Below are 21991 nucleotides of genomic sequence, written 5' to 3'. Positions count from 1 at the left end.
CCTCCCGCGCGCGGGCCGGGTCAGGCGAGTTCGACGAGCAGGTCGCCGCCCTCCACCTGCTGGATGCGGTTGATGGCCAGGCGTGCGACCGTGCCGGCCTTCGGGGCGGTGATCGCGGCCTCCATCTTCATCGCCTCGATGGTGGCCACCGTGGCACCGGCCGCCACCTCGTCGCCCTCGGCGACCGCCAGGGTCACCACGCCGGCGAAGGGCGCCGCGACATGCCCGGGGTTGGCCCGGTCGGCCTTCTCGGTGACCGGGACGTCGGAGGCCGCCGCCCGGTCGCGGACCTGGATCGGCCGCAGCTGGCCGTTCAGGGTGGACATCACGGTGCGCATGCCGCGCTCGTCGGCGTCGCCCACCGCCTGGAGCTCGATGAGCAGCCGCACCCCGGGGTCGAGGTCGACGGCGTACTCCTTGCCGGGGCGCAGCCCGTAGAAGAAGGCCTTGCTGTCGAGGACGCTGGTGTCGCCGAAGCTCTGGCGGTGCGTCTCGAACTCGCGGGTCGGTCCGGGGAACAGCAGCCGGTTGAGCGTCGCCCGCCGGTCCTTCGCCAGCCCCGCTCGGTCGTCGGCGGACAGCTCCTGGACGGGCTTGGGCTCGGCGCGGCCCTTGAGGGCCTTGCTGCGGAACGGCTCGGGCCAGCCGCCGGGCGGGGTGCCCAGCTCGCCGCGCAGGAAGCCGATGACGGAGTCCGGGATGTCGAACCGGCCGGGGTCGGCCTCGAAGTCGCTCGGGGACACACCGGCGCCCACCAGGTGCAGGGCCAGGTCGCCGACCACCTTGGAGGAGGGGGTGACCTTCACCAGCCGGCCGAGGATGCGGTCGGCGGCGGCGTACATCGCCTCGATGTCCTCGAAGCGGTCGCCGAGACCCAGTGCGATCGCCTGCGTACGCAGGTTGGACAGCTGGCCACCGGGGATCTCGTGGTGGTAGACGCGTCCGGTCGGGGAGGCGAGGCCCGCCTCGAAGGGGGCGTAGACCTTGCGGACGCTCTCCCAGTACGGCTCCAGGTCGCCGACGGCCTGGAGGTCGAGGCCGGTGGGCCGCTCGGAGTGGTCGGTCGCGGCGACGATCGCCGACAGCGACGGCTGCGAGGTGGTGCCCGCCATGGACGCCACCGCCCCGTCGACCGCGTCCGCCCCCGCCTGGACGGCGGCGAGGTAGGTGGCGAGCTGGCCGCCGGCGGTGTCATGGGTGTGCAGATGCACCGGCAGGTCGAACTCTCGGCGCAGTGCCGACACCAGCTTCGCCGCCGCCGGTGCCCTGAGCAGTCCGGCCATGTCCTTGACGGCCAGGACGTGGGCGCCCGCCTCGGCGATCTGCTCCGCGAGGCGCAGGTAGTAGTCGAGGGTGTAGAGGCGTTCGTTCGGGTCGGACAGGTCGGAGGTGTAGCACAGGGCGACCTCCGCGATCGCCGTGCCCGTCTCCCGTACGGCCTCGATGGCGGGCCTCATCTGGTCGACGTCGTTGAGCGCGTCGAAGATGCGGAAGATGTCGATGCCGGTGGCCGCCGCCTCCTGCACGAAGGCGTCGGTGACCTCGGTCGGGTACGGGGTGTAGCCCACGGTGTTGCGGCCGCGCAGCAGCATCTGCAGGCAGATGTTGGGGACGGCCTCGCGCAGGGCGGCCAGCCGCTCCCACGGGTCCTCGGCGAGGAAGCGCAGGGCGACGTCGTAGGTGGCGCCGCCCCAGCACTCCAGGGACAGCAGCTGGGGCAGGGTGCGCGCGACCACCGGCGCCACGGCGAGCATGTCCTTGGTGCGCACACGGGTGGCGAGCAGCGACTGGTGGGCGTCGCGGAAGGTGGTGTCGGTGACGCCCAGGGTGGGTGACTCGCGCAGCCAGCGGGCGAAGCCCTCGGGGCCGAGTTCGGTGAGCCGCTGCCGGGAGCCGGCCGGCGGCTGCCCGGTGGGCAGCGCGGGCAGCTTGGTCAGCGGGTCGATCAGCTCGGGCCGCTCGCCGTGCGGCTTGTTCACGGTGACGTCGGCGAGATAGGTGAGCAGCTTGGTGCCGCGGTCGGCGGAGTGGCGCGCGGTCAGCAGGTGGGGGCGCTGCTCGATGAAGGAGGTGGTGACCCGTCCGGCCTGGAACTCGGGGTCGTCCAGCACCGCCTGCAGGAAGGGGATGTTCGTCGCCACGCCGCGGATGCGGAACTCGGCCACGGCGCGCCGGGCCCGGTTGACCGCCGTGGTGAAGTCACGGCCCCGGCAGCTGAGCTTGACCAGCATCGAGTCGAAGTGGGCGCTGATCTCCGTGCCGGCGTGGGTGGTGCCGCCGTCCAGGCGGATGCCGGAGCCGCCGGGCGAGCGGTAGGCGCTGATCCGGCCGGTGTCCGGGCGGAAGCCGTTCGCCGGGTCCTCGGTGGTGATACGGCACTGCAGCGCGGCGCCGCGCAGGGTGATCGTCTCCTGGGCGAGGCCGAGGTCGGCCAGCGTCTCACCGGCGGCGATGCGCAGCTGCGCCTGCACGAGGTCGACGTCGGTGACCTCCTCGGTCACCGTGTGCTCGACCTGGATGCGCGGGTTCATCTCGATGAAGACGTGGTTGCCGTCGCGGTCGAGGAGGAACTCCACGGTGCCGGCGTTGCGGTAGCCGATCTGCCGGGCGAACCGTACGGCGTCGGCGCAGATCCGCTCGCGCAGCTCCGGGTCGAGGTTCGGGGCGGGGGCCAGTTCGATGACCTTCTGGTGGCGGCGCTGCACCGAGCAGTCCCGCTCGAACAGGTGGATGACGTCGCCCTCGCCGTCGGCGAGGATCTGCACCTCGATGTGGCGGGGTTCGACGACGGCCTTCTCCAGGAAGACCGTCGGGTCGCCGAAGGCGGACGCCGCCTCCCGGGACGCCGCTTCGATGGACTCCCGCAGCTGGGCGGGGTCCTCGACGCGGCGCATGCCGCGCCCGCCGCCGCCCGCGACCGCCTTGACGAACACCGGGAAGCCGATGTCCTCGGCGGCGCGGACGAGTTCGTCGACGTCGTTGGAGGGCTGCGAGGAGCCGAGCACCGGAACACCGGCCTCGCGGGCGGCGGCCACGGCGCGGGCCTTGTTGCCGGTCAGTTCGAGGATCCGGGCGCTCGGTCCCACGAAGGTGATGCCCGCCTCTTCGCAGGCGCGGGCCAGCTCGGGGTTCTCGGACAGGAAGCCGTAGCCCGGGTAGACGGCGTCGGCTCCGGCGCGGCGCGCCGCGCGGACGATCTCGTCCACGGAGAGATAGGCGCGCACCGGATGCCCGGGTTCCCCGATCTCGTATGCCTCGTCGGCCTTGAGCCGGTGCAGCGAATTGCGGTCCTCGTACGGGAAGACGGCGACGGTACGGGCGCCCAGCTCGTAGCCCGCGCGGAACGCGCGAATCGCAATCTCACCGCGGTTGGCGACGAGCACCTTGCGGAACATTGGTGATCCCTTCAGCCTGCCGGTGACGAAGACCATCGTGTCGGTGGCAGGTCCGATACGCCATGTGAGCCGGGCCACTCCGCGTGTTGAGGGGCCGCGGAGGACGGTGTCCTCCGCGGCCCCTCACCGGCGCTGCCCGGGCTACTCGGTGACCTTCAGCAGCTTGTTGGGCGTACCGGCGCCCGGGTTGCTGATCTTGTCGCCGGTGGCTCCGTCGGTCAGGGCCTTGGCCACGGCGTCAGGGGTGGCGTCGGGGTGGCCCGCCAGGTACACGGCGGCGGCGCCCGCGACGTGGGGGGAGGCCATCGAGGTGCCGGATATCGTCTTGGTGCCGTCGTCGGAGTCGTTCCAGGCCGAGGTGATGTCGGAGCCGGGCGCGTAGATGTCCACGACGGAGCCGAAGTTGGAGAAGTCGGACTGGGCGTCGTCCTTGGTGCTGGAGGCGACGGTGAGGGCCTCCGGGACGCGGGCGGGCGAGCCTCCGCCGGCGTCGGCGGACTCGTTGCCGGCGGCGACGGCGAAGGTGACTCCGGAGGCGATGGCCTTGCTGACCGCCGCGTCGAGGGCGGGGTCGGCGGCGCCGCCGAGGCTCATGTTGGCGACGGAGGGGCCCTGGTGGTTCTTGGTGACCCAGTCGATGCCGGCGATGACCTGCTCGGTGGTGCCGGAGCCGTTGTCGTCGAGGACTCTGACGGCCACGATGTCGGCCTTCTTGGCGACGCCGTGCGCGGCGCCTGCGATGGTGGCGGCGACGTGCGTGCCGTGGCCGTTGCCGTCGTCGGCGGTGTCGTCGTTGTCGATGGCGTCGAAGCCGTGCTTGGCGCGGCCCTCGAAGTCCTTGTGCGTGACGCGCACACCGGTGTCGATGACGTAGGCGGTGACGCCCTCGCCGGCCTTGTCGGGGTAGGTGTACTTGCTGTCGCCCGCGGTGTCGGCCTGGTCGACCCGGTCCAGACCCCAGGAGGGCGGGTTGTCCTGGGTGGCGGTGGTGTGCAGGGTGCGGTTGGCGACGACGGAGCCGACGGCCGGGTCGGCGGCGAGGCGCTTGGCCTCGGCGTCGGTCAGGCCGGTGGCCGCGAAGCCGTTGACGGCCGAGCCGTAGGCCCGGCTGAGCTTGCCGCCGTACTCGCGGGCCAGGTCCTTCTTGTCGTCGGCCGTGGTCTTCTCGTCGAGGAGGACGATGAAGCTGCCCGCGACGGCCCCTTCGGCGTCGAGGCCGTGGACGGTGCCCTGGGGAGGCTCGGCGTGGGCGGACGGCGCGGTGAGGAGCGCTGCCGTGGTCGCGGCGGTCACCGCGAGCGTCGCGGCGGCGAGCTTGCGTGCACCGGTGTGCGTCTGATGCGTCATGAAGAGGGGTCTCCTCGTCAGGTGGGGGGATTCACCTCCGGCGCGGCGTGGCGTTCGGAGGATGACGAGAAGAGTGACTACTTGTCGCGGTCAGATCAATCCCCGTGCTCGCGGGGCGGCGCGGCACCGCGTGCCATCTCCACAAGGTCCGCGCATAGTTGAGCCAACCACCGAACAAATGCCGAGCTAGAAAGGCTGGTTGAAGATCCAACCAGGGCCTGCGCGAGAACTGTGACCATCTCCTCACCCAACTCTCACGGACAGGACGTTTTACGGCCGGGACCGGCCGCGAGCGGACGTCGTCCGGGTCAAGTACGCCCCATGGCGCCGCTACTCTGCCCGTCACCCGGCCCCACAGGACGACGTGGCGCGGATGCGCGCATGCCGCCGGCTCCGGCACGGGGGGCGCCGGGACGCGGGGCGGAGGGCGGTGAGGCGGGCGTCGGCGTGCTCACCGGCGGGCGGCAGAGCTCGCCGGCGGCCGGCGGGCGTCGGAACTCGTCGGCGGCCGGCGGGCGTCGGATCACGCCGGTCATCGGCTGCCCGGCTGCGGACAGCGCCGGGTTGTGGACAGTGCCCGCCTGCGGGCGGCAGCTCAGCCGGCGGCGTCGGCCTCCCGTGCGGCGCGTTCCACGCGGTCGCGGTGGGCGTGCCACCACTCCCGGTCGCCCGGCGGCAGGCTCGTGTTGCCCGGGAGCGCCCCCACCGAACCGTCGATGAGCTCGCGCACGATGTCGGCCTGGCCGGCGTGGCGCTGGGTGTCGGACAGGACCCGCACGAGGATGTGGTGCAGCGTCGTCTCGCGCCGCTCCTCCGGCCACCACGGCACACGACCGATCGCGTCCGGACCGAGCGCCGCGACGGTCGCGTCGGTGTGCGCCCACGCCTGCCGGTACAGGCCCACGATCTCCTCGCGGGTCTCGTCGGGGGTGGCCCACATGTCGGAGTTGGCCTCGGCGTCGTCCACGTACCACGCGGGCGGCCGCTCCTTGTCGAAGAACGGCCGGCCGAAGGTGTCACCGAAGTACCCCAGCTCGACGCGGGCGAGGTGCTTGACCAGTCCCAGCAGATTGGTGCCCGTGGGGGTCAGCGGGCGGCGTACGTCGTACTCCGAGAGCCCTTCGAGCTTCCACAACAGTGCGTCGCGAGCCTCTTGCAGATAACGGAGGAGATCGGCCTGCGCGTTCGGTTCTGACATGGCGCGCAGTCTGTCACGCGGCACTGACAGCGCGGCCGGCGTCCGGGCGGCTCCCGCCTAGACTCGGGAAGGGTGAACCGGATCTGCACCGTGGGTCACTCCACACGCGAGGTCGGTGACGTGCTGGAGATGCTGCGGCGCAATGACGTCACCTGCCTGGTCGACGTCCGCTCCTTTCCGTCGTCGAGGACATACCCGCAGTGGAACCAGCAGGCCCTCGTCGACGCACTGCCTCCCGACATCGGATACCGCTGGATTCCCGCACTCGGCGGCCGCCGGCACACCCCCGCGGGGGTGCCCAGCGAGAACGGCGCATGGCGCGTCAAAGCGTTCCGCGATTACGCCGATCACATGGCGAGCAGCGAATTCCGGGAGGGTCTGGACGAACTGCTGGAGCTCGCCGAGCACGAACGGCCGGCGATCATGTGCAGTGAGGCGGTGCCATGGCGCTGCCATCGCAGACTGATCACGGACGCGTTGATCGTCGCGGGCGCGGAGGTCGCCCACATCATGTCCCCGACGGTGACGAAGCCGGCGGTCCTCAGTGAGCACGCGCGGGTGCGGAACGGGCGCCTCACCTATCCGCCGCCGTCCTGAGCCGGAGTCGCGGCCGCGCGGAAACGGTGATTGCCTGGGCTGGTCGGATGTCGCCGCGAGCGGCGGCTGTCGTCCCTGTCATCAGGAGGTCGCCATGTCCTCGAAACGACGGCGCAAGAAGAAGTCCCGCCGCAAGCACGCGGCGAACCACGGAAAGCGGCCTCAGTCCTGAGATCCCGCCCGTGGCATTGGACGGCCCGACAGCCTTCTCTGTGGGGAGCACCAGTGTTCCCGCGCGGAGCTGTCCCGGGCGAGAGGCGGCGTTAGCGTGGTCACATGCCCTACCTCGACGAGGGTTCCCAGGACAGTCCACGCACGCCTTGTACAACGCGTCTGGAGCTCCCATGTCGACGCCGTTCAGCTCAGCTTTCGGGTCGTCCGACCCTTTCAATGAACTGTTGAACCGGTTCTTCGGAATGTCCCCCGCCACATCCCCGCCGGCCGTGCAGCGCGTGCCGATCGGCCGGCTGCTGACGGAGTCGTCCCAGGAACTGCTCAACCTCGCGGCTCGGCGGGCGCTGGAGGACGGCACGCCGGACCTCGACACCGAGCACCTGCTGTGGGCCGCCGCCCAGGTGCCTCCCTCACGCAAGCTGCTGTCGCAGGTCGGGATCGACCCCGACGAACTCGCGTCCAAGATCACAGAAGTGCTTCCGCGCGCATCGGGAGAACCGTCGGCCGAACCGGGGCTCACGCCCGCCGCGAAGCGCACGCTCGCCACCGCCTACGCCCACTCCCAGGCGGCCGGCGCGTCCTACATCGGTCCCGAGCACATCCTCGGCGCCCTTCTGGACGACGTCGGCAACGGCGCGTCGCGTCTGCTGAGCGGTGACGGCACGGACGTGCGCAAGCTGCGCGGTCTCACGGAGCAGGCGCCCCGTCCCGACGGTGCTCCGGCGGAGCCGGGAAAGCCGTCCACGACCCTGGACGAGTTCGGGCGGGACCTGACGGAGGAGGCCAGGGCGGGACGGCTGGATCCGGTGGTCGGCCGGGCGGAGGAGATCGAGCAGACGGTCGAGATCCTCTCGCGGCGGTCGAAGAACAACCCGGTGCTGATCGGTGAGCCGGGCGTGGGCAAGACGGCGATCGTGGAGGGCCTGGCGCAGCGGATCGTGGCGGACGAGGTGCCTCAGACGCTGAAGGGCAAGCGGGTCGTCGTCCTGGACCTGTCCGGGATGGTGGCGGGGGCGCAGTACCGGGGGCAGTTCGAGGAGCGGCTGAAGAAGGTCATCGAGGACGTCAGGGCGGCGGGCGGGGACGTCATCCTGTTCATCGACGAACTGCACACCGTCGTCGGTGCGGGTGCCACGGGCGAGGGCTCGATGGACGCGGCCAACATCCTCAAGCCCGCCCTGGCACGAGGTGAGCTGCATGTGGTGGGTGCGACGACCATCGACGAGTACCGCAAGCACATCGAGAAGGACGCCGCCCTGGAACGCCGCTTCCAGCCGGTGATGGTGCCCGAGCCGACGGTGGAGGAGACGGTGCAGATCCTGGAGGGTCTGCGCGATGCCTACGAGGCGCACCACCAGGTCCGCTTCGAGGACGGCGCCCTGGCCGCCGCGGCGGAGCTGTCCGACCGGTACATCGGCGACCGGTTCCTGCCCGACAAGGCCATCGACCTGATGGACCAGGCAGGCGCACGGGTGCGGCTGCGCAGTGCCGGCCGTTCGTCCGAGATGACCGAGCGCGAGGACCGCATCGCCAAGCTGCGGCGGGAGAAGGACCAGGCCGTGGCGGCGGAGGACTTCGAGAAGGCCTCGGAGCTGAAGCGGCAGATCGACACGGCCGAGGCGGAGCTCGCGGGTGTCGAGGAACGCCGTGAGGGCGTGGTGTCCGTGACGGCGGCCGACATCGCCGACGTGGTGTCCCGTCGCACCGGCATCCCCGTCTCCCAGCTCACGTCGGGCGAGAAGGAGAAGCTCCTCAAGCTCGAGGAGCAGATGCACGAGCGGATCGTGGGCCAGGACGAGGCCGTCACCGCGGTGTCGCAGGCCGTGCGGCGCAATCGTTCCGGCATGGGCGATCCGAACCGGCCCGTCGGCTCGTTCCTCTTCCTCGGCCCCACCGGGGTCGGCAAGACCGAACTGGCCAAGACGCTCGCCGAGTTGCTGTTCGGCGACGAGAGCAGCATGATCCGCTTCGACATGAGCGAGTTCCAGGAGAAGCACACCGTCGCCCGTCTGGTCGGCGCCCCTCCCGGATACGTCGGCTACGAGGAGGCCGGACAGCTCACCGAGAAGGTCCGCCGCAAGCCCTACAGCGTGCTTCTGTTCGACGAGATCGAGAAGGCGCACCGCGACGTGTTCAACACGCTGCTGCAGATCCTCGACGACGGACGGCTGACCGACGCCCAGGGACGCACCGTGGACTTCCGTCACTGCATCGTCATCATGACGTCCAACATCGGCGCCCACCGCATCCTCGACCACCATGGCGATGTGTCCGAGATCAAGGACGCGTTGATGGAGGACCTGCGGTCCCGCTTCCTGCCCGAGTTCCTCAACCGCATCGACGACATCATCGTCTTCCACGCCCTCACCAAGGAGGACCTCACCGAGATCGTCGACCACCTGCTCGACCGGAGCGTGCACCGGGTCCACGCGCAGGGCATGAGGCTGGAGGTCACCGAGGCCGCGAAGAAGCTGCTCATCGCCCACGGACACCAGCCCGAGTTCGGTGCCCGCCCCTTGCGCCGCACCATCCAGACCGAGCTCGACAACCGCATCGCCTCCCTGCTGCTCGGTGGCGAGGCCGAGCCGGGCGACACGATCGTGGCCGACGTCGTCCACGACACCCTGCACTGCACCGTGCGCCGTGACGCGCCCACCGGCCCGGAGGCCGAGGCAGCCTGACAGCGGCGCCGCAGATCACCGATCTCCTCCTGAGGAGGAACGATGGGACACCACAAGTCGAACCGGCAGGTCGAGGGCGACCCCGGCTTCGGTCACGGGCGCGGACTGCCCCTGCGGCCCGACGACGAGGAACTGGCACGGCGCACGGAAGCCGATCGTGTGGAGGCGGGGCTGACCCACCCCTCGGACAGCGGATCCGCCACCGACCGTGACGCGGTGTATCGCGAGGCGACAGCCGAGATCGACCGGCAGGCCGGGGCGGGGATGCTCCGTACGGAGGGGAGTCGGCAGGGTCCCTTCCCGCCGACCCGTTACAGCAGCGGCTGACGGCCGACCCACCCGGCTACCCGGCATGCGGGCCGAGGCGCATCGCCTCGGCCGCGGCGGCCAGTTCGGCGAGGGCCAGGGGGTCGTTCAGTGAGCGGCCGGTGAGTTCGCGCAGCCGGTTCAGACGGTTGCGGACCGTGTTGGGATGGCAGTGCAGGACCCGCGCGGCCCGGTCGGCCGAGCCGCCGTGGTGCAGGAAGGCGTGCAGGGCGTTCAGGAGCGCGTCACGGTCCTCCGGTGGCAGGTCCACCACGGCGCCGAGCACCTGCTCCGCCAGTCGCCGTCCCTCGTCCGGGTCGTAGGCGATCAGTGCGGCGAGGGGGCTGGCGCTGAACATGCGTACGCCGGCCTCGCCCGCCGGGATCCCGGCGAGGGCCGTGCGGGCCAGATGCAGCGCGCGGGGTGTGTCGGTGAGCGCCACGTAGGGCGGACTGACACCGGTACGTGCGCCGGCCGCGGTGCGCAGGATGTCCAGCACGGTGGCGCCCTGCTCGTCGCGCAGCGCCACCACGCCGGCCTGCTGGGTGGAGGTGAGCCGCCAGGCCGAGACGATGCCGCTCCGGGCGAGCCGTCGCTCCACCGCGACCAGGCTCTCCTCGGCCAGGCCGCGGGTCTCCGCGGCCACCACGACCAGCTTCGTGTCGAGGGGCAGACCGAGGAGCCTGCCCACCTCCCACGGTCCGGCGTCCTGCATCCGGTGACCGGTGAACAAGGCCTCGACGAGTGCGGAGCGTCGCCGCTGCTGGACGGCCAGGAGCTCCGCGGTCGCCTCCCGGTACGCCTCCGTCAGCAGCAGGGCGTGCTCGTCGGACAGCCGCCACAGCCTGCTCGACACGTCCAGCAGCGCCTCCGCGGTGTCCGGGCGGTGGTCGCGGCGGGCATGGGCGACGAGTGCGTCGAAGAGCGTCGAGCAGCCCATCCGGTAGACCTGCAGCACCTCGGGCAGCGGAGCCCGCTGATGCGCTCTGCGTCGTCCGGTCTCCGACGGCGCGGCGCTGTCGGGCGTGACGCCGGGGTCGCCGAGACCGCTGATCATGAACGTGAGATTGGCCGCGACCGACCGCCGCAGATCGTCGCCCGGCACCACGTCGTCCTCGCGGTACAGGGGGATGCGCTCCCGTACGGCCTCGCACACCTCGTCGATCAACCGGGGCAGCCGGTGTCCGGCCCAGGCGACCAGTTCCGCCAGTGCGGCGTCGCGCGCCGGGCCGGGGTCGTCTCCGGTGCGTCGGCGATCGGCCATGCGGGTCGGTGTACCTCGCTCACTGCGGCACGGGTGCCGTCCGACGGCCCACGGGCTCGAGCCGTACGACGACACCCTTCGAGGTGGGCTGGTTGCTGGTGTCAGCGACGCTGTCCAACGGCACCAGGACGTTGGTCTCCGGGTAGTACGCGGCGGCGCAGCCGCGGGTGGTCGGGTAGGTGACGACCTGGAAGTTCTCGGCGCGTCGCTCGGTGCCGTCCGTCCACACGCCGACCAGGTCGACGTGTTCGCCCTCGGTCAGGCCGAGGCCGGTCACGTCCGCACGGTTGACGAGGACGACGCGGCGGCTGCCGTGGATGCCGCGGTAGCGGTCGTTCGGCGTGTACGGGATGGTGTTCCACTGGTCGTGGGAGCGCAGCGTCTGCAGCAGCAGGTGTCCCTCGGGCACGCGCGGCATGTCGAAGTCGTTGCAGGTGAACAGGGCCTTGCCGACCGGTGTGGGGAACACGCCCTCGTTGACCGGGTTGGGCAGTCTGATGCCGCTGGGGCGGGCCACGCGCCGGTTGAAGTCGTGCAGTCCCGGCACGATGCGGGAGATGCGGTCCCGGATCGCGCCGTAGTCGGCCTCGAACGCCTCCCACGGGATCCCCGGCTGGGCGCCGAGGGTGCGCCGGGCGAGCCGGCACAGGATGGCGACCTCGCTGAGCAGCAGCTTGGAGGCCGGCTTCAGCCGTCCGCGGGAGACGTGCACCTCGCTCATCGAGTTCTCCACGGTGACGAACTGCTCGCCGCCTGCCTGGAAGTCGCGTTCGGTGCGGCCCAGGGTGGGCAGGATGAGCGCGGTCCGGCCGCACACGGTGTGGGAGCGGTTGAGCTTGGTGGAGATGTGGGCGGTCAGCCGGCAGGTGCGCATGGCCTCCTCGGTGACGGCGCTGTCGGGGGCGGCGCGCACAAAGTTGCCGGCGAGGGCGAGGAAGAACTTGACGCGGTCCTCGCGCATGGCCCTGATGGCGTTCACCGAGTCCAGTCCGTGGGCGCGGGGCGGGTCGAAGCCGAACTCCTGCTGCAGGGCGTCGAGGAAGGAGTCCGGCATCTGCTCCCAGATGCCCATGGTCCGGTCGCCCTGCACGTTGCTGTGTCCGCGCACTGGGCAGGCTCCGGCTCCGGCGCGGCCGAGGTTCCCGCGCAGCATCAGGAAGTTGACGATCTCCCGGATGGTGGCGACGCCGTGCTTGTGCTGGGTCACGCCCATGGCCCAGCAGACGATGACCCGTTCGCTGCGCAGCACGTCGTCGCGGACCTTCTCGATCTCCTCGCGGGTCAGTCCGGTCGCGCTGCGGATGTCGTCCCAGCCGATGGTGCGGGCGTGCCGGGAGAAGTCCTCGAAGCCGCTGGTGTGGGTGCGGATGAAGTCGTGGTCGAGGACGCCGCCGGGCCGGTCGTCCTCGGCCTGGAGCAGCAGACGGTTCAGGCCCTGGAACAGGGCGAGGTCTCCCCCGCAGCGGATGTGCAGGAACCGGTCGGCGATCCGGACGCCGTTGCCGATGATGCCGCCGGCCTTCTGCGGGTTCTTGAACCGCAGCAGTCCGGCTTCGGGCAGCGGGTTCACCGCGATGATGCGGGCGCCGTTGCGCTTGGCCTGTTCCAGCGCGGAGAGCTGCCGGGGATGGTTCGTCGCGGGGTTCTGGCCCACCAGGAAGATCAGGTCCGCGTGGTGCAGGTCCTCCAGGCTGACGGTGCCCTTGCCGGTGCCGAGGGTCTCGTGCAGGGCGAAGCCGCTGGACTCGTGGCACATGTTGGAGCAGTCGGGCAGGTTGTTGGTGCCGAAGGCGCGGGCGAACAGCTGCAGCACGAACGCGGCCTCGTTGGAGGCCCGGCCCGAGGTGTAGAAGACCGCCTCGTCGGGCGAGTCCAGCGCGGTCAGTTCCTCGGCGAGCAGGCCGATGGCGTCGTTCCAGCTGATGGGCTCGTAGAGGTCCGAGCCGGGCCATTTGACGACCGGTTCGGTGAGCCGTCCCTGGTGGTTCAGCCACATGTCGGAGCGCTGTGCCAGGTCGGAGACCGGGTGTTCGCGGAAGAAGTCGGCGGTGATACGGCGGGTCGTCGCCTCGTCGTTGATGTGCTTGGCGCCGTTCTCGCAGTACTCGTTGCGGTGCCGGTGCCCCGGAGCGGGGTCGGCCCAGGCGCAGCCGGGGCAGTCGATGCCGCCCACCTGATTCATCGTCAGCAGTGTCGTCCCGGCGCGCACGGGCGACGTCTGCTCCAGGGAGTACTCCAGCGCGTGCACCACCGCCGGTACGCCCGCCGCCCAGCGCTTGGGCGGGGTCACGGTGAGCGGGTCCTTCGACTCGTCGCGGGACGGTTTCGGCATGGGGCACCCTCTCGACCGGTGGGCTCGGCTCACCTCAGTGTTGCTCCGGTGACCGATGGCCGCCACAGGACCACCCTGTGCGGGTGAGGGCGGTCCCCGGCCGCTACCGTGGGGCCGATGCGCCATGAAGTGACCGACGACGACACGGCGGTGGCGGTGGGCAGCGGTGATGTGCCCGTGCTCGCCACTCCGCGGCTGATCGCCTGGCTGGAGGCGGCCACGCTGCGGGCCGCCGAACCCTTCACCGAGCCGGGCCGGACGAGCGTGGGCACGGAGGTCCGTGTCCGGCATCTGCGGGCCACGGGCGTGGGCGGCGTGGTGGAGGTGACCGCCGAGCCCCCGACGGTGAGCGGCCGGCTGCTCACCTTCGTGGTCCGTGCCGTCGACGGCTCTGGAGAAGCGGTCGCGGAGGGCGAGATCGACCGGGTCGTCGTCGACCGCCGGCGCTTTGTCGCCGGTCTGCCGTAGCGGGCCGTCATACGGTGGCGTCGAGTTCGTCCCGTGTGTGGTCCATCAGTTCGCCCATCTCGTCCAGCCCGGGATCGAGTTCCGCGGCGTGCGGGGCGATCTCCCGGAGGCACGAGGCCGTGGCCCGGGCGAGTTCCACCGCGTGGGCGCGCTGCCCGTCGCCGAGCAGTTCCTCGATCCTGAAGGCGAGGCCGGCGAGTGTCTCGTCGTCGGTCTGCGGCAGCAGATAGCCCTTGAGGCCTTCCGGATACGGTGTCTGCTCCCGGTACTCGCGCAGTGCGGTCACGACGGCGGGGTTCTCGCTCCACTGGTCCAGCAGGCCCATGAAGACGTAGAGGCGCGCGACGAGCCGCGGCAGGCCCGGGAAGCGGTCGAGCCAGGCCACCAGTTGGCGCTGTCCACCGAGGTGCTGGGCGAGTCGCGACATGGTCTCGGCCACTTTGTTGGCCTGCACGTAGTGGAACGGAAGCACCTGGGCCACCTGCTGGGCCAGTTCGTTCTCCCGCTGGTCGGTGATGGTGCCGGCGAGGAAATCGCCGACGAGCGTGCTGTCGATGGCGAATCCGCCCGGGGCCGCCCGGCCCTCCGCGGTGGTTGCGAAGGCGTGACGCAGGCGCAGCAGTTCGTCGTCGACCTTGGTCAGCAGTTTCTCCCGCACGGAACCTCCCACGTTCCCGGAGCCTGCGCCCACCCTTCTCCCTGAGGGAGAGGGGCGGCCATTCCTGCTGACCCGTACGGGCCACGCGGCCGGTGCGGGGACCGCCTGGTGGCGGATCGCCGCGTGGGCGGTGACACTGAGGTCAGCAGTGCCTGACGACAGGTGGGGTCATGCAGACAGCCACGCGTTCAGCAACGCATTCCGTCGAAGAGTCGATCGAAGTCGCCGTTCCGGTGCACACCGCCTACAACCAGTGGACGCAGTTCAAGAGCTTTCCCCGGTTCATGACCGCCGTGAAGCGGGTCGAGCAGTTGCGGCCCAATCTCACGCGCTGGGTGGTCGGGGCCGGCCCGCTGCGGCACGAGTTCACGGCGGAGATCGTGGAGCAGCGGCCCGACGAGCTGGTGGCCTGGCGCACCCTCGACCGGCGTGCCGGTCATCGCGGCGAGGTGACGTTCCGGGCGCTGGCGGCGGACCGTACCGAGGTCGTCGTCAGCGTCCGCTTCGAGCCGCTGGGCGTCAGGGACCGTCTGCTGCACCGCGCCGGGACGATGCCCCGTGTCCTGCGGGCGGAGCTTCGTCATTTCAAGGAGTTCATCGAGGGGCTGGGGCAGGAGGGGGGCGCCTGGCGGGGCGTCATCCGGAACGGGCAGGTGCAGCCTTCGGAACAGGCCCCGCCGCGCAGCAGGGTCGCGCACTGGCCGGTCGGCTGATCCCGCCCGGCCGCGGCGTCACGGATGCCGCGTGAGCCGGGCCAGCAGCGCGTAGGCGCGTTGTTCCGCGGCGGCCAGTTCGGCCGGGTCGATCTCCGCGGTCCACAGCTCACCGGCCGCGGCGTCGTCCGCCTCGCGCAGTTCCACCACCGCCGCGGCCAGCCGCGCCTGGACGGCGGGGTACGCGGTCCCCGTCCGGCCGGCCAGCACCCGCTCCGCCCGGTCGGCCGCCTCGGCGCACGCGGTCAGCGCGCGCTCCACTCGGACCGCGGCACGGTCGTGGACGACCAGGAGCGCACACGCCAGACCGATGACGATCCCCAGGAGACTGCCCAGCGCCCTGTCCACGACGAGTGCCCCGGCGTCCTCCGGCGCGGCCAGATCGGTCAGCAGCAGCGCCAGCGGTGTCACGAAGACGACGCCCAGGGCGTAGTTGCGGACGACGACGTATTCCAGCAGGAACTCCAGGAGCACGATCACGGCGACGAGCGTGGCCGCGTCCGGGCGCGCGGCCAGCACGCCGAAGGCGATCAGCAGTCCGGCGACCGTGCCCAGGGTGCGCTGGGCGGCGCGTTGCGCGGCCGTGCGGACATTGACCGAGTGCAGCACCGCGGCGGCGGAGACCGCGGCCCAGTAGCCGTGCCCGAGGCCGAGGACGAGCGCCATCCCGCCCGCCAGCCCCGTGCCGAGGACCATCCGCAGGGCCGGCACGAGCAGCACGGACGCATGTCCGGGACGGCCGGGATGCCCGGGGGCGGGACCCCACAGCAGTTCGGCGGTGCGGGCGCCGGCGGGGCCGCGGGGCCGGCTCTCGTCGGTACGGGCCGCCGGCCCGCTGCCGGCCGCGTGCGCGAGCTCGGGCAGCAGCACCGGTGCCCGGCGCCGCCGGTCGGCGAGCAGGCGGGCCTGCCGGCGCAGGTGCCGGGCCAGGTCGGCGGAGTCGTCGGGGGTCCCGCGGGCGGAGCCGGTCAGGAGCGACCAGCACAGCTCGGCCAGGCGGGCGCACACACCGCGCCGGTCGTCCCGCTCCGCGCCGGTGGGCGGCATCAGGCGCAGGCAGTCGTACGCCCGCAGGACCGATCCGGTCGCCCGGTACCGGGCGGGCCCGCCGCCGCCCGGCGCGGTGCTCGCGTCGAGCAGCTCCGCGAGGTCGCGCAGCGCGGCGGCCACCGCGAGGCGCTGCGGGCGGTCGGGATGGACGAGCCGCCCGGACACGGCCAGGGTCCAGGCGACGGCCGCGCCCACCGCGGCCAGGCCCGTCTGCGGGAGCACGTCGGCGAAGGAGGTCGGGTCGTTGGCGGCCACCGCGAAGGAGAAGAGCAGCAGCACGGCGCCGAGGCCGCCCAGCCGCGCCGCGTCGCAGGCGTACTTCGCCAGCCCGGCCACCAGGGCCGTCGCCGCGATCACCACGGCGGCGCCCGCCCCGCCGCCCGTCGGGTGCGCCCAGGCGCCGAGTGCCGAACCGCAGCCGACGCACAGGGTCATGGCCGCGCCGGCCACGGCGAGGGCCCGGGCGCGGCGGGCGTAGGGCAGGTTGTGCCCGAAGGTGGTGGTGAAGGAACCCAGCATCGCGTAGACGGCGAGTTCGGCCCGCCCCGCCGCCACCAGCGGCAACGCGGGCAGGGCCGTGGCGAGCGCGGCGCGAAGGGCGAAGGTGAAGGCCCCGTCGGCCCTGTGCAGGACGAGCGCGCCGCGCGGGGAGAGCACGCGCGCCACGCCCGCTGCCCAACGGCGCCAGGGGCGGCCCGTCGGGGCAGGAGGATACGAGGACATAGGGGGCATGAGCGGTATATATCAGCTGTTTCTGGGAGCATGTGCCGGTTCCGTGCCGAGAGGGCCGCCGACGCGGCACGCGGCAGACGACGGACTCGTGCGTCACCCTCGGTGATGACGCGACGGCCGTCAAAGAGCCGCTTCCGATGGCCTGATCGGCGCCGGCTATCCGGTCGTGGGCGCCGCGTGCGATGACAAGCGGGACCTATCAGCTCATCGGCAACCCGTCTTTGACTTGCCGTCGGACGGGCGCGCAGAGTGCTGTGACGGCGGGGGCCGATCGTCACAGCCCGCCGGAGAGGCAGAGCGGAACATGAGCAGCATCGAGGACCCGGGCGACGACCTGTCGGTATCCCCGCCCAAGACCTGGGCGACGGGTCTGCCCGCGGTGACCCACGCACTGGAGTACTCGCTGAGTCAGACGTCCCCGCGGCGCACCGCGCTGACGCTGCTGAACATCAACCAGGCCGGCGGCATCGACTGCCCGGGCTGCGCCTGGCCGGAGCCCGCGCCGGGTGAGCGGCACATGAACGAGTACTGCGAGAACGGCGCCAAGCACATCAACGACGAGGCGACGTCACGGCGGGTGACCCGGGACTTCTTCCGCGCCCACTCGATCGCCGAGCTGGACGGCAGGTCCGACTACTGGCTCAACCAGCAGGGCCGGCTCACCGAGCCGATGGTCAAGCGGCCCGGCGCCACCCACTACGAGCCGATCGGCTGGGACGAGGCGCTCGACCTGCTCGCAGGTGAACTCAGGCGGCTGGACTCCCCCGACGAGGCCCTCTTCTACGTCTCCGGGCGGCTGAACAACGAGGCCGCGTTCCTCCTGCAGCTCTTCGCCCGTGCCTACGGCACCAACAACCTCCCGGACTGCTCCAACATGTGCCACGAGTCCAGCGGTTCCGCGCTGACGGAGACCCTGGGCGTCGGCAAGGGCAGCGTCTCGCTGGAGGACCTTCACGACGCCGACCTGGTGTTCGTCGTGGGCCAGAACCCGGGCACCAACCATCCCCGGATGCTGTCGGCACTGGAGGAGACCAAGCGGCGCGGCGGGCAGGTCGTCGCGGTCAACACGCTGCCCGAGGCCGGGCTGATGCGGTTCAAGCATCCGCAGAAGGTCCGCGGACTTCTCGGCCGCGGCACGCCGATCGCCGACCAGTTCCTGCACATCCGCGCCGGCGGCGATCTCGCCCTGTTCCAGGCCCTGAACCGGCTGCTGCTGGAGGCGGAGGACGCGGCGCCCGGTACGGTGCTCGACCACGCGTTCATCGAGAGCTGCACCACCGGGTTCGAGGAGTTCGCCCGGCACGCCGCCAAGACCGACTGGGACGACGTGCTCACCGCGACCGGACTGACCCGGGACGAGATCGAGCAGGTGCACGCCCGGGTCCTGAGGAGCGAGAAGATCATCGTGTGCTGGGCGATGGGACTGACCCAGCACAAGCACGGCGTGCCCACCATCCGTGAGGTCGTCAACTTCCTGCTGCTACGGGGAAACGTCGGCAGGCCGGGCGCGGGGGTGTGCCCGGTGCGCGGCCACAGCAACGTCCAGGGCGACCGCACCATGGGGGTGTGGGAGCGGATGCCGCAGGAGTTCCTCGACTCCCTGGAGCGCGAGTTCGGCTTCACCCCGCCCGCGCATCACGGGCTGGACGCGGTCAACGCGATCCGGGCCATGCACGAAGGGCGCGCCAAGGTGTTCCTCGGCGTCGCGGGCAACTTCGTCCGGGCCAGCCCGGACAGCGCGGTCACCGAGAAGGCGATGCGCCGTTGCCGGCTCACCGCGCACATATCCACCAAGCTCAACCGCTCCCACACCGTGTGCGGGGACACCGCGCTGATCCTGCCCACGCTGGGCCGCAGCGACCGGGACGTACAGGCCACGGGTGAGCAGTTCGTCACCGTCGAGGACTCGATGAGCGAGGTCCACGCCTCCCGAGGGAAGCTGCCGCCCGCCTCCCCACACCTGCTCAGCGAGGTGGCGATCATCAGCCGCCTGGCGCGCCGGACCCTCGGGGACACCCCGCCGCTGCCCTGGGAGGAGTTCGAGAAGGACTACGGCACCATCCGTGACCGGATCTCCCGCGTCGTACCGGGCTTCGAGGACTTCGACGCCCGCGTGGCCCGGCCCGGCGGCTTCACGCTGCCCAACCCGGTGAACGAGCGGGTGTTCCCCACCCCCAGCGGCAGGGCCGTGTTCACCTGCAACGAGTTCACGATGCCGCACGTCCCCGAAGGGCATCTGCTGCTGCAGACGCTGCGCTCGCACGATCAGTGGAACACCGTCTGGTACGCACCGAACGACCGCTACCGGGGCATCCACGGCGCCCGTCGCGTCGTGCTCGTCAACCCCGCCGACCTGGAGGCCCTCGGTCTCGCCGACCGGGACCTGGTGCACCTGGTGAGCGTCTGGCACGACGGACGGGAGCGCCGCGCGGAGAACTTCCGCGCCGTCGCCTACCCCACGAGCCGCGGTTCGGCGGCGGCCTACTACCCGGAGACGAACGTCCTCGTGCCGCTGGACAGCGTCGCCGACATCAGCAACTGCCCCACCTCCAAGGGGGTCGTGATCCGCCTGGAGCGCGCCGGGGGTGCAGCGTGGGGCGCGTGACGGCACGGCGGCGGGTGCTGCGCATCCGCGACGACGCGGCCTCGTACCGCCCGGACACCCTGGCCGCCGAGGAGCCGATGGAGATCAGGGTGGGCGGGCGCCCGCTCGCGGTGACCATGCGCACCCCGGGTGACGACTTCGATCTGGCGGCCGGTTTCCTGGTGAGCGAGGCAGTGGTGCACGCCGCCGGTGACGTCGCCGCGATCCGTTACTGCGCGGGCGCCACCGCGGACGGCGGCAACACCTTCAACGTGGTGGACGTCGCTCTGGCCGCCGGTGTGGCCGCCCCGGACGCGTCGCTGGAGCGGAACTTCTACACGACGTCCTCGTGCGGGCTGTGCGGCAAGGCGGGCCTGGACGCGGTGCGCACCCAGGCGGCGTGGTCCGTGGCCGGGGACCCGCTGCGCGTCGCGCCGCGGGTGCTGACGGCGCTTCCGGACCGGTTGCGGGCGGCCCAGCGGGTCTTCGATACCACCGGGGGCCTGCACGCGGCCGGGCTCTTCTCGGCCGACGGCGAACTGCTGTGCCTGCGGGAGGACGTGGGCCGGCACAACGCGGTGGACAAGGTCGTCGGCCACGCCCTGCGGGCCGGTCTGCTGCCGTTGCGCGAGACGGTGCTGATGGTCAGCGGCCGGGCGTCGTTCGAGCTGGTGCAGAAGGCGGTGATGGCGGGCATTCCCCTGCTTGCGGCCGTCTCCGCGCCGTCGTCGCTCGCCGTGGAGCTGGCCGCGGACAGCGGCCTGACCCTGGTCGGCTTTCTGCGCGGTGCCTCGATGAACGTGTACGCCGGCGCCGAACGGCTGACAGGGGTTCCGCCGGCCTGACCGGCACCGGGACGGCCGCCGATTGGCGTTGCGCCGGGGGCTCGGGTACACCCGTGGAGTGCTGTTCCGTCAACTCGAGTACCTGGTGGCCCTGGCGCGGGAGCGTCATTTCGCGCGTGCCGCGCAGGCCTGCTACGTCTCCCAGCCCGCTCTGTCCGAGGCGATCCGGAAGCTGGAGGACGAGCTGGACGTGCCGCTGGTGCGGCGCGGCCGCCGGTACGAGGGCCTCACCCCCGAGGGTGAGCGCATCGTGGTGTGGGCGCAGCGGATCCTCGCCGACCGCGATGCCCTGAAGAACGAGGTCGGGGCGCTGCGCACCGGGCTGAGCGGCAGGCTGCGGATCGGCGCGATCCCGACCGCGTCGGGGGCGGTGTCCCTGCTGACCGGGCCGTTCTGCGCGGAGCATCCGCTGGTCACCGTGGAGGTGATGGCCGACCTCCAGTCGGACGACATCCTGCGGCAGTTGCAGAACTTCGAGCTGGACGCGGGCGTCACCTATCTGCACAAGGGCCTGGCGGACGGCTTCCGGGCGGTTCCGCTGTACGAGGAGCGGTACGCCCTGCTGACCACCACCGCCGACGGCCTCGCCCACCGGACGACGGCGACCTGGGCGGAGGCGTCGAGGCTGCCGCTGTGTCTGCTGACCGAGGCGATGCAGGGGCGCCGGGTGCTGGACGACGTGTTCGCCGAGGCGGGGGTGCGGCCCTCGCCCCGTGTGGAGACCGACTCGGTGGCCACCTTGTTCGCCCATGTCAGGACGGGCCGTTGGGCGAGCGTGGTGCCGCACACCTGGCTGCATGTCTTCGGCGTCCCGCACGGCATGCGCGCCCTGCCCCTGACCGAGCCCACCCGGACGGTGCCGGTCGGGCTGGTCGTCACCACCAGGGAGCCGGGTTCGGTCATGGCCCGCGCCCTGACGGACCTCGCCCGCCACGCCGGCGTCGCCGCCACGCTCGAACAGCTCCCCGGCCGGCAGGGAGCGCCCTAGCGCGGCCCGGAAGGTCATCGCAGGAGCCAGCCTCTGGTCATCTCCATGACCTCCGCGCGGCTGCGGGGGCCGTGGTCGGCGGCGATGTAGTGCTGGCCGACGCGTACCGAGAAGGCGAGCAGGCAGCGGACCTCGACGTCGTCCTCGTCCGGGCAGAAGGAGGCGAAGAGGGTGCGCAGGTAGTCCATGCGCCGGTTGTCGACGCGCCGGAGACGCTCGGCGACGGCCTCGTCGCGGCGGGACCAGTCACGGATGGCGAGCTCGGCCGCGACGCCCGTCATCGGCTCGTCGGCGGAGGAGGCGATGCTGAACAGCCGCTCCAGCTTGGCCCGCGCGTCGCCGCCGCCGCTCTCGATCTGCTCGATCACGTTGTCGGTGACCGCCCGCTCCCAGGTGTCGAGCATCTCGGTGAGCAGGGCGTCCCGGTTGCGGAAGTATCCGTAGAAGCCGCCCTTGCTGACGCCCAGCGACTGGGCCAGTACCTCGATGCGGACGGCCTCGGGGCCCCCGGCGGTGAGCGCCCGCAGTCCCGCCTCGATCCACCTGCCGCGGGGCGTGCGGGCAACGGCCATGGTGTGTCTCCCCTCACAGCAGCCGAGTCATCTATACGGGAGCGTATAGATCGGGCTAGCCTTTATCTATACGGCATCGTATAGATA

16 protein-coding genes are annotated in these 21991 nt (G+C 71.7%); 8 read left to right on the top strand and 8 right to left on the bottom strand.

The annotated features are described in order from the left end of the window. Positions 1-20 precede the first annotated feature (20 nt). The 3 genes from AB0412_RS09945 to AB0412_RS09935 form a co-directional block, all read right to left on the bottom strand. Complete coding sequence (locus tag AB0412_RS09945) at positions 21-3395, bottom strand: pyruvate carboxylase (protein WP_366402028.1); 3375 nt, start codon at positions 3393-3395, stop codon at positions 21-23. Positions 3396-3536: 141 nt separating this feature from the next. Continuing rightward, positions 3537-4742, bottom strand: a complete 1206-nt coding sequence (locus AB0412_RS09940; RefSeq protein ID WP_366402027.1) for a S8 family serine peptidase — start codon at positions 4740-4742, stop codon at positions 3537-3539. 595 nt (positions 4743-5337) lie between these two features. Continuing rightward, positions 5338-5940: a DinB family protein gene (locus AB0412_RS09935; RefSeq protein ID WP_366402026.1), complete on the bottom strand. Its 603-nt coding sequence runs from the start codon at positions 5938-5940 to the stop codon at positions 5338-5340. Positions 5941-6069: 129 nt separating this feature from the next. Between AB0412_RS09935 and AB0412_RS09930 the strand changes: the two genes are divergently transcribed. From AB0412_RS09930 to AB0412_RS09920, 3 genes are all read left to right on the top strand, one after another. Further along, positions 6070-6537 (top strand): DUF488 domain-containing protein, encoded by a 468-nt coding sequence (locus AB0412_RS09930; RefSeq protein WP_366402323.1) that lies wholly within the window; start codon positions 6070-6072, stop codon positions 6535-6537. Between the two features lie 344 nt (positions 6538-6881). Continuing rightward, on the top strand, positions 6882-9392 hold the full coding sequence (locus tag AB0412_RS09925) for an ATP-dependent Clp protease ATP-binding subunit (RefSeq protein ID WP_366402025.1): 2511 nt from the start codon (positions 6882-6884) through the stop codon (positions 9390-9392). Between the two features lie 42 nt (positions 9393-9434). Continuing rightward, complete coding sequence (locus AB0412_RS09920; protein WP_366402024.1) at positions 9435-9719, top strand: hypothetical protein; 285 nt, start codon at positions 9435-9437, stop codon at positions 9717-9719. Positions 9720-9735: 16 nt separating this feature from the next. Here the strand turns inward: AB0412_RS09920 and AB0412_RS09915 are convergent, their stop codons facing one another. After that, positions 9736-10962 carry a helix-turn-helix domain-containing protein gene (locus AB0412_RS09915; RefSeq protein ID WP_366402023.1) on the bottom strand — a complete coding sequence of 409 codons (1227 nt, stop codon included), beginning with the start codon at positions 10960-10962 and terminating at the stop codon, positions 9736-9738. A 19-nt stretch (positions 10963-10981) separates the two neighbouring features. Beyond that, entirely contained in the window at positions 10982-13294 is a 2313-nt protein-coding gene (locus AB0412_RS09910; RefSeq protein WP_366402022.1) for an FdhF/YdeP family oxidoreductase, read from the bottom strand. A 117-nt stretch (positions 13295-13411) separates the two neighbouring features. Here AB0412_RS09910 and AB0412_RS09905 point away from each other — a divergent pair, with 117 nt between their 5' ends. Next, positions 13412-13762, top strand: coding sequence for a hotdog domain-containing protein (locus AB0412_RS09905; protein WP_366402021.1), 351 nt, complete (start codon positions 13412-13414; stop codon positions 13760-13762). A gap of 7 nt (positions 13763-13769) precedes the next feature. Here AB0412_RS09905 and AB0412_RS09900 read toward each other — a convergent pair whose 3' ends face one another. Continuing rightward, a complete protein-coding gene (locus tag AB0412_RS09900) occupies positions 13770-14420 on the bottom strand; it encodes a hypothetical protein (protein ID WP_366402020.1) in 651 nt (216 codons plus the stop codon). A 170-nt stretch (positions 14421-14590) separates the two neighbouring features. Here AB0412_RS09900 and AB0412_RS09895 point away from each other — a divergent pair, with 170 nt between their 5' ends. Next, positions 14591-15133: an SRPBCC family protein gene (locus tag AB0412_RS09895; RefSeq protein ID WP_366402019.1), complete on the top strand. Its 543-nt coding sequence runs from the start codon at positions 14591-14593 to the stop codon at positions 15131-15133. Positions 15134-15151: 18 nt separating this feature from the next. Here the strand turns inward: AB0412_RS09895 and AB0412_RS09890 are convergent, their stop codons facing one another. Beyond that, positions 15152-16906 (bottom strand): FUSC family protein, encoded by a 1755-nt coding sequence (locus AB0412_RS09890; RefSeq protein WP_366402018.1) that lies wholly within the window; start codon positions 16904-16906, stop codon positions 15152-15154. Positions 16907-17219: 313 nt separating this feature from the next. Here AB0412_RS09890 and AB0412_RS09885 point away from each other — a divergent pair, with 313 nt between their 5' ends. From AB0412_RS09885 to AB0412_RS09875, 3 genes are read left to right on the top strand one after another with little or no spacing between them, the layout of a single operon-like run. Beyond that, entirely contained in the window at positions 17220-19520 is a 2301-nt protein-coding gene (locus tag AB0412_RS09885) for an FdhF/YdeP family oxidoreductase (RefSeq protein WP_366402017.1), read from the top strand. Next, positions 19508-20344: a formate dehydrogenase accessory sulfurtransferase FdhD gene (fdhD, locus tag AB0412_RS09880; protein WP_366402016.1), complete on the top strand. Its 837-nt coding sequence runs from the start codon at positions 19508-19510 to the stop codon at positions 20342-20344. Before AB0412_RS09885 ends, fdhD begins: the two co-directional genes overlap by 13 nt. Positions 20345-20402: 58 nt before the next feature. Further along, positions 20403-21332: a LysR family transcriptional regulator gene (locus tag AB0412_RS09875; RefSeq protein ID WP_366402015.1), complete on the top strand. Its 930-nt coding sequence runs from the start codon at positions 20403-20405 to the stop codon at positions 21330-21332. Positions 21333-21346: 14 nt separating this feature from the next. On the opposite strand, the gene AB0412_RS09870 is transcribed toward AB0412_RS09875, so the two are convergent. Beyond that, the gene (locus AB0412_RS09870; protein WP_366402014.1) at positions 21347-21904 is read right to left on the bottom strand and encodes a TetR/AcrR family transcriptional regulator; all 558 of its coding nucleotides are present in this window, start codon (positions 21902-21904) and stop codon (positions 21347-21349) included. Positions 21905-21991 lie beyond the last annotated feature (87 nt).

The sequence above is a fragment of the Streptomyces sp. NPDC052012 genome (assembly GCF_040689265.1).
Taxonomy (GTDB): Bacteria; Actinomycetota; Actinomycetes; order Streptomycetales; family Streptomycetaceae; genus Streptomyces.
This window is presented reverse-complemented; position numbering and strand designations above follow the sequence as displayed.

Coding starts and splice junctions, on each gene's coding strand:
- AB0412_RS09895 (WP_366402019.1), top strand. CDS start 14,591: ATGCAGACAGCCACGCGTTCAGCAACGCATTCCGTCGAAGAGTCGATC.
- AB0412_RS09935 (WP_366402026.1), bottom strand. CDS start 5,940: ATGTCAGAACCGAACGCGCAGGCCGATCTCCTCCGTTATCTGCAAGAG.
- AB0412_RS09910 (WP_366402022.1), bottom strand. CDS start 13,294: ATGCCGAAACCGTCCCGCGACGAGTCGAAGGACCCGCTCACCGTGACC.
- AB0412_RS09890 (WP_366402018.1), bottom strand. CDS start 16,906: ATGTCCTCGTATCCTCCTGCCCCGACGGGCCGCCCCTGGCGCCGTTGG.
- AB0412_RS09945 (WP_366402028.1), bottom strand. CDS start 3,395: ATGTTCCGCAAGGTGCTCGTCGCCAACCGCGGTGAGATTGCGATTCGC.
- AB0412_RS09920 (WP_366402024.1), top strand. CDS start 9,435: ATGGGACACCACAAGTCGAACCGGCAGGTCGAGGGCGACCCCGGCTTC.
- AB0412_RS09930 (WP_366402323.1), top strand. CDS start 6,070: ATGCTGCGGCGCAATGACGTCACCTGCCTGGTCGACGTCCGCTCCTTT.
- AB0412_RS09940 (WP_366402027.1), bottom strand. CDS start 4,742: ATGACGCATCAGACGCACACCGGTGCACGCAAGCTCGCCGCCGCGACG.
- AB0412_RS09905 (WP_366402021.1), top strand. CDS start 13,412: ATGCGCCATGAAGTGACCGACGACGACACGGCGGTGGCGGTGGGCAGC.
- AB0412_RS09870 (WP_366402014.1), bottom strand. CDS start 21,904: ATGGCCGTTGCCCGCACGCCCCGCGGCAGGTGGATCGAGGCGGGACTG.
- AB0412_RS09915 (WP_366402023.1), bottom strand. CDS start 10,962: ATGGCCGATCGCCGACGCACCGGAGACGACCCCGGCCCGGCGCGCGAC.
- AB0412_RS09885 (WP_366402017.1), top strand. CDS start 17,220: ATGAGCAGCATCGAGGACCCGGGCGACGACCTGTCGGTATCCCCGCCC.
- AB0412_RS09925 (WP_366402025.1), top strand. CDS start 6,882: ATGTCGACGCCGTTCAGCTCAGCTTTCGGGTCGTCCGACCCTTTCAAT.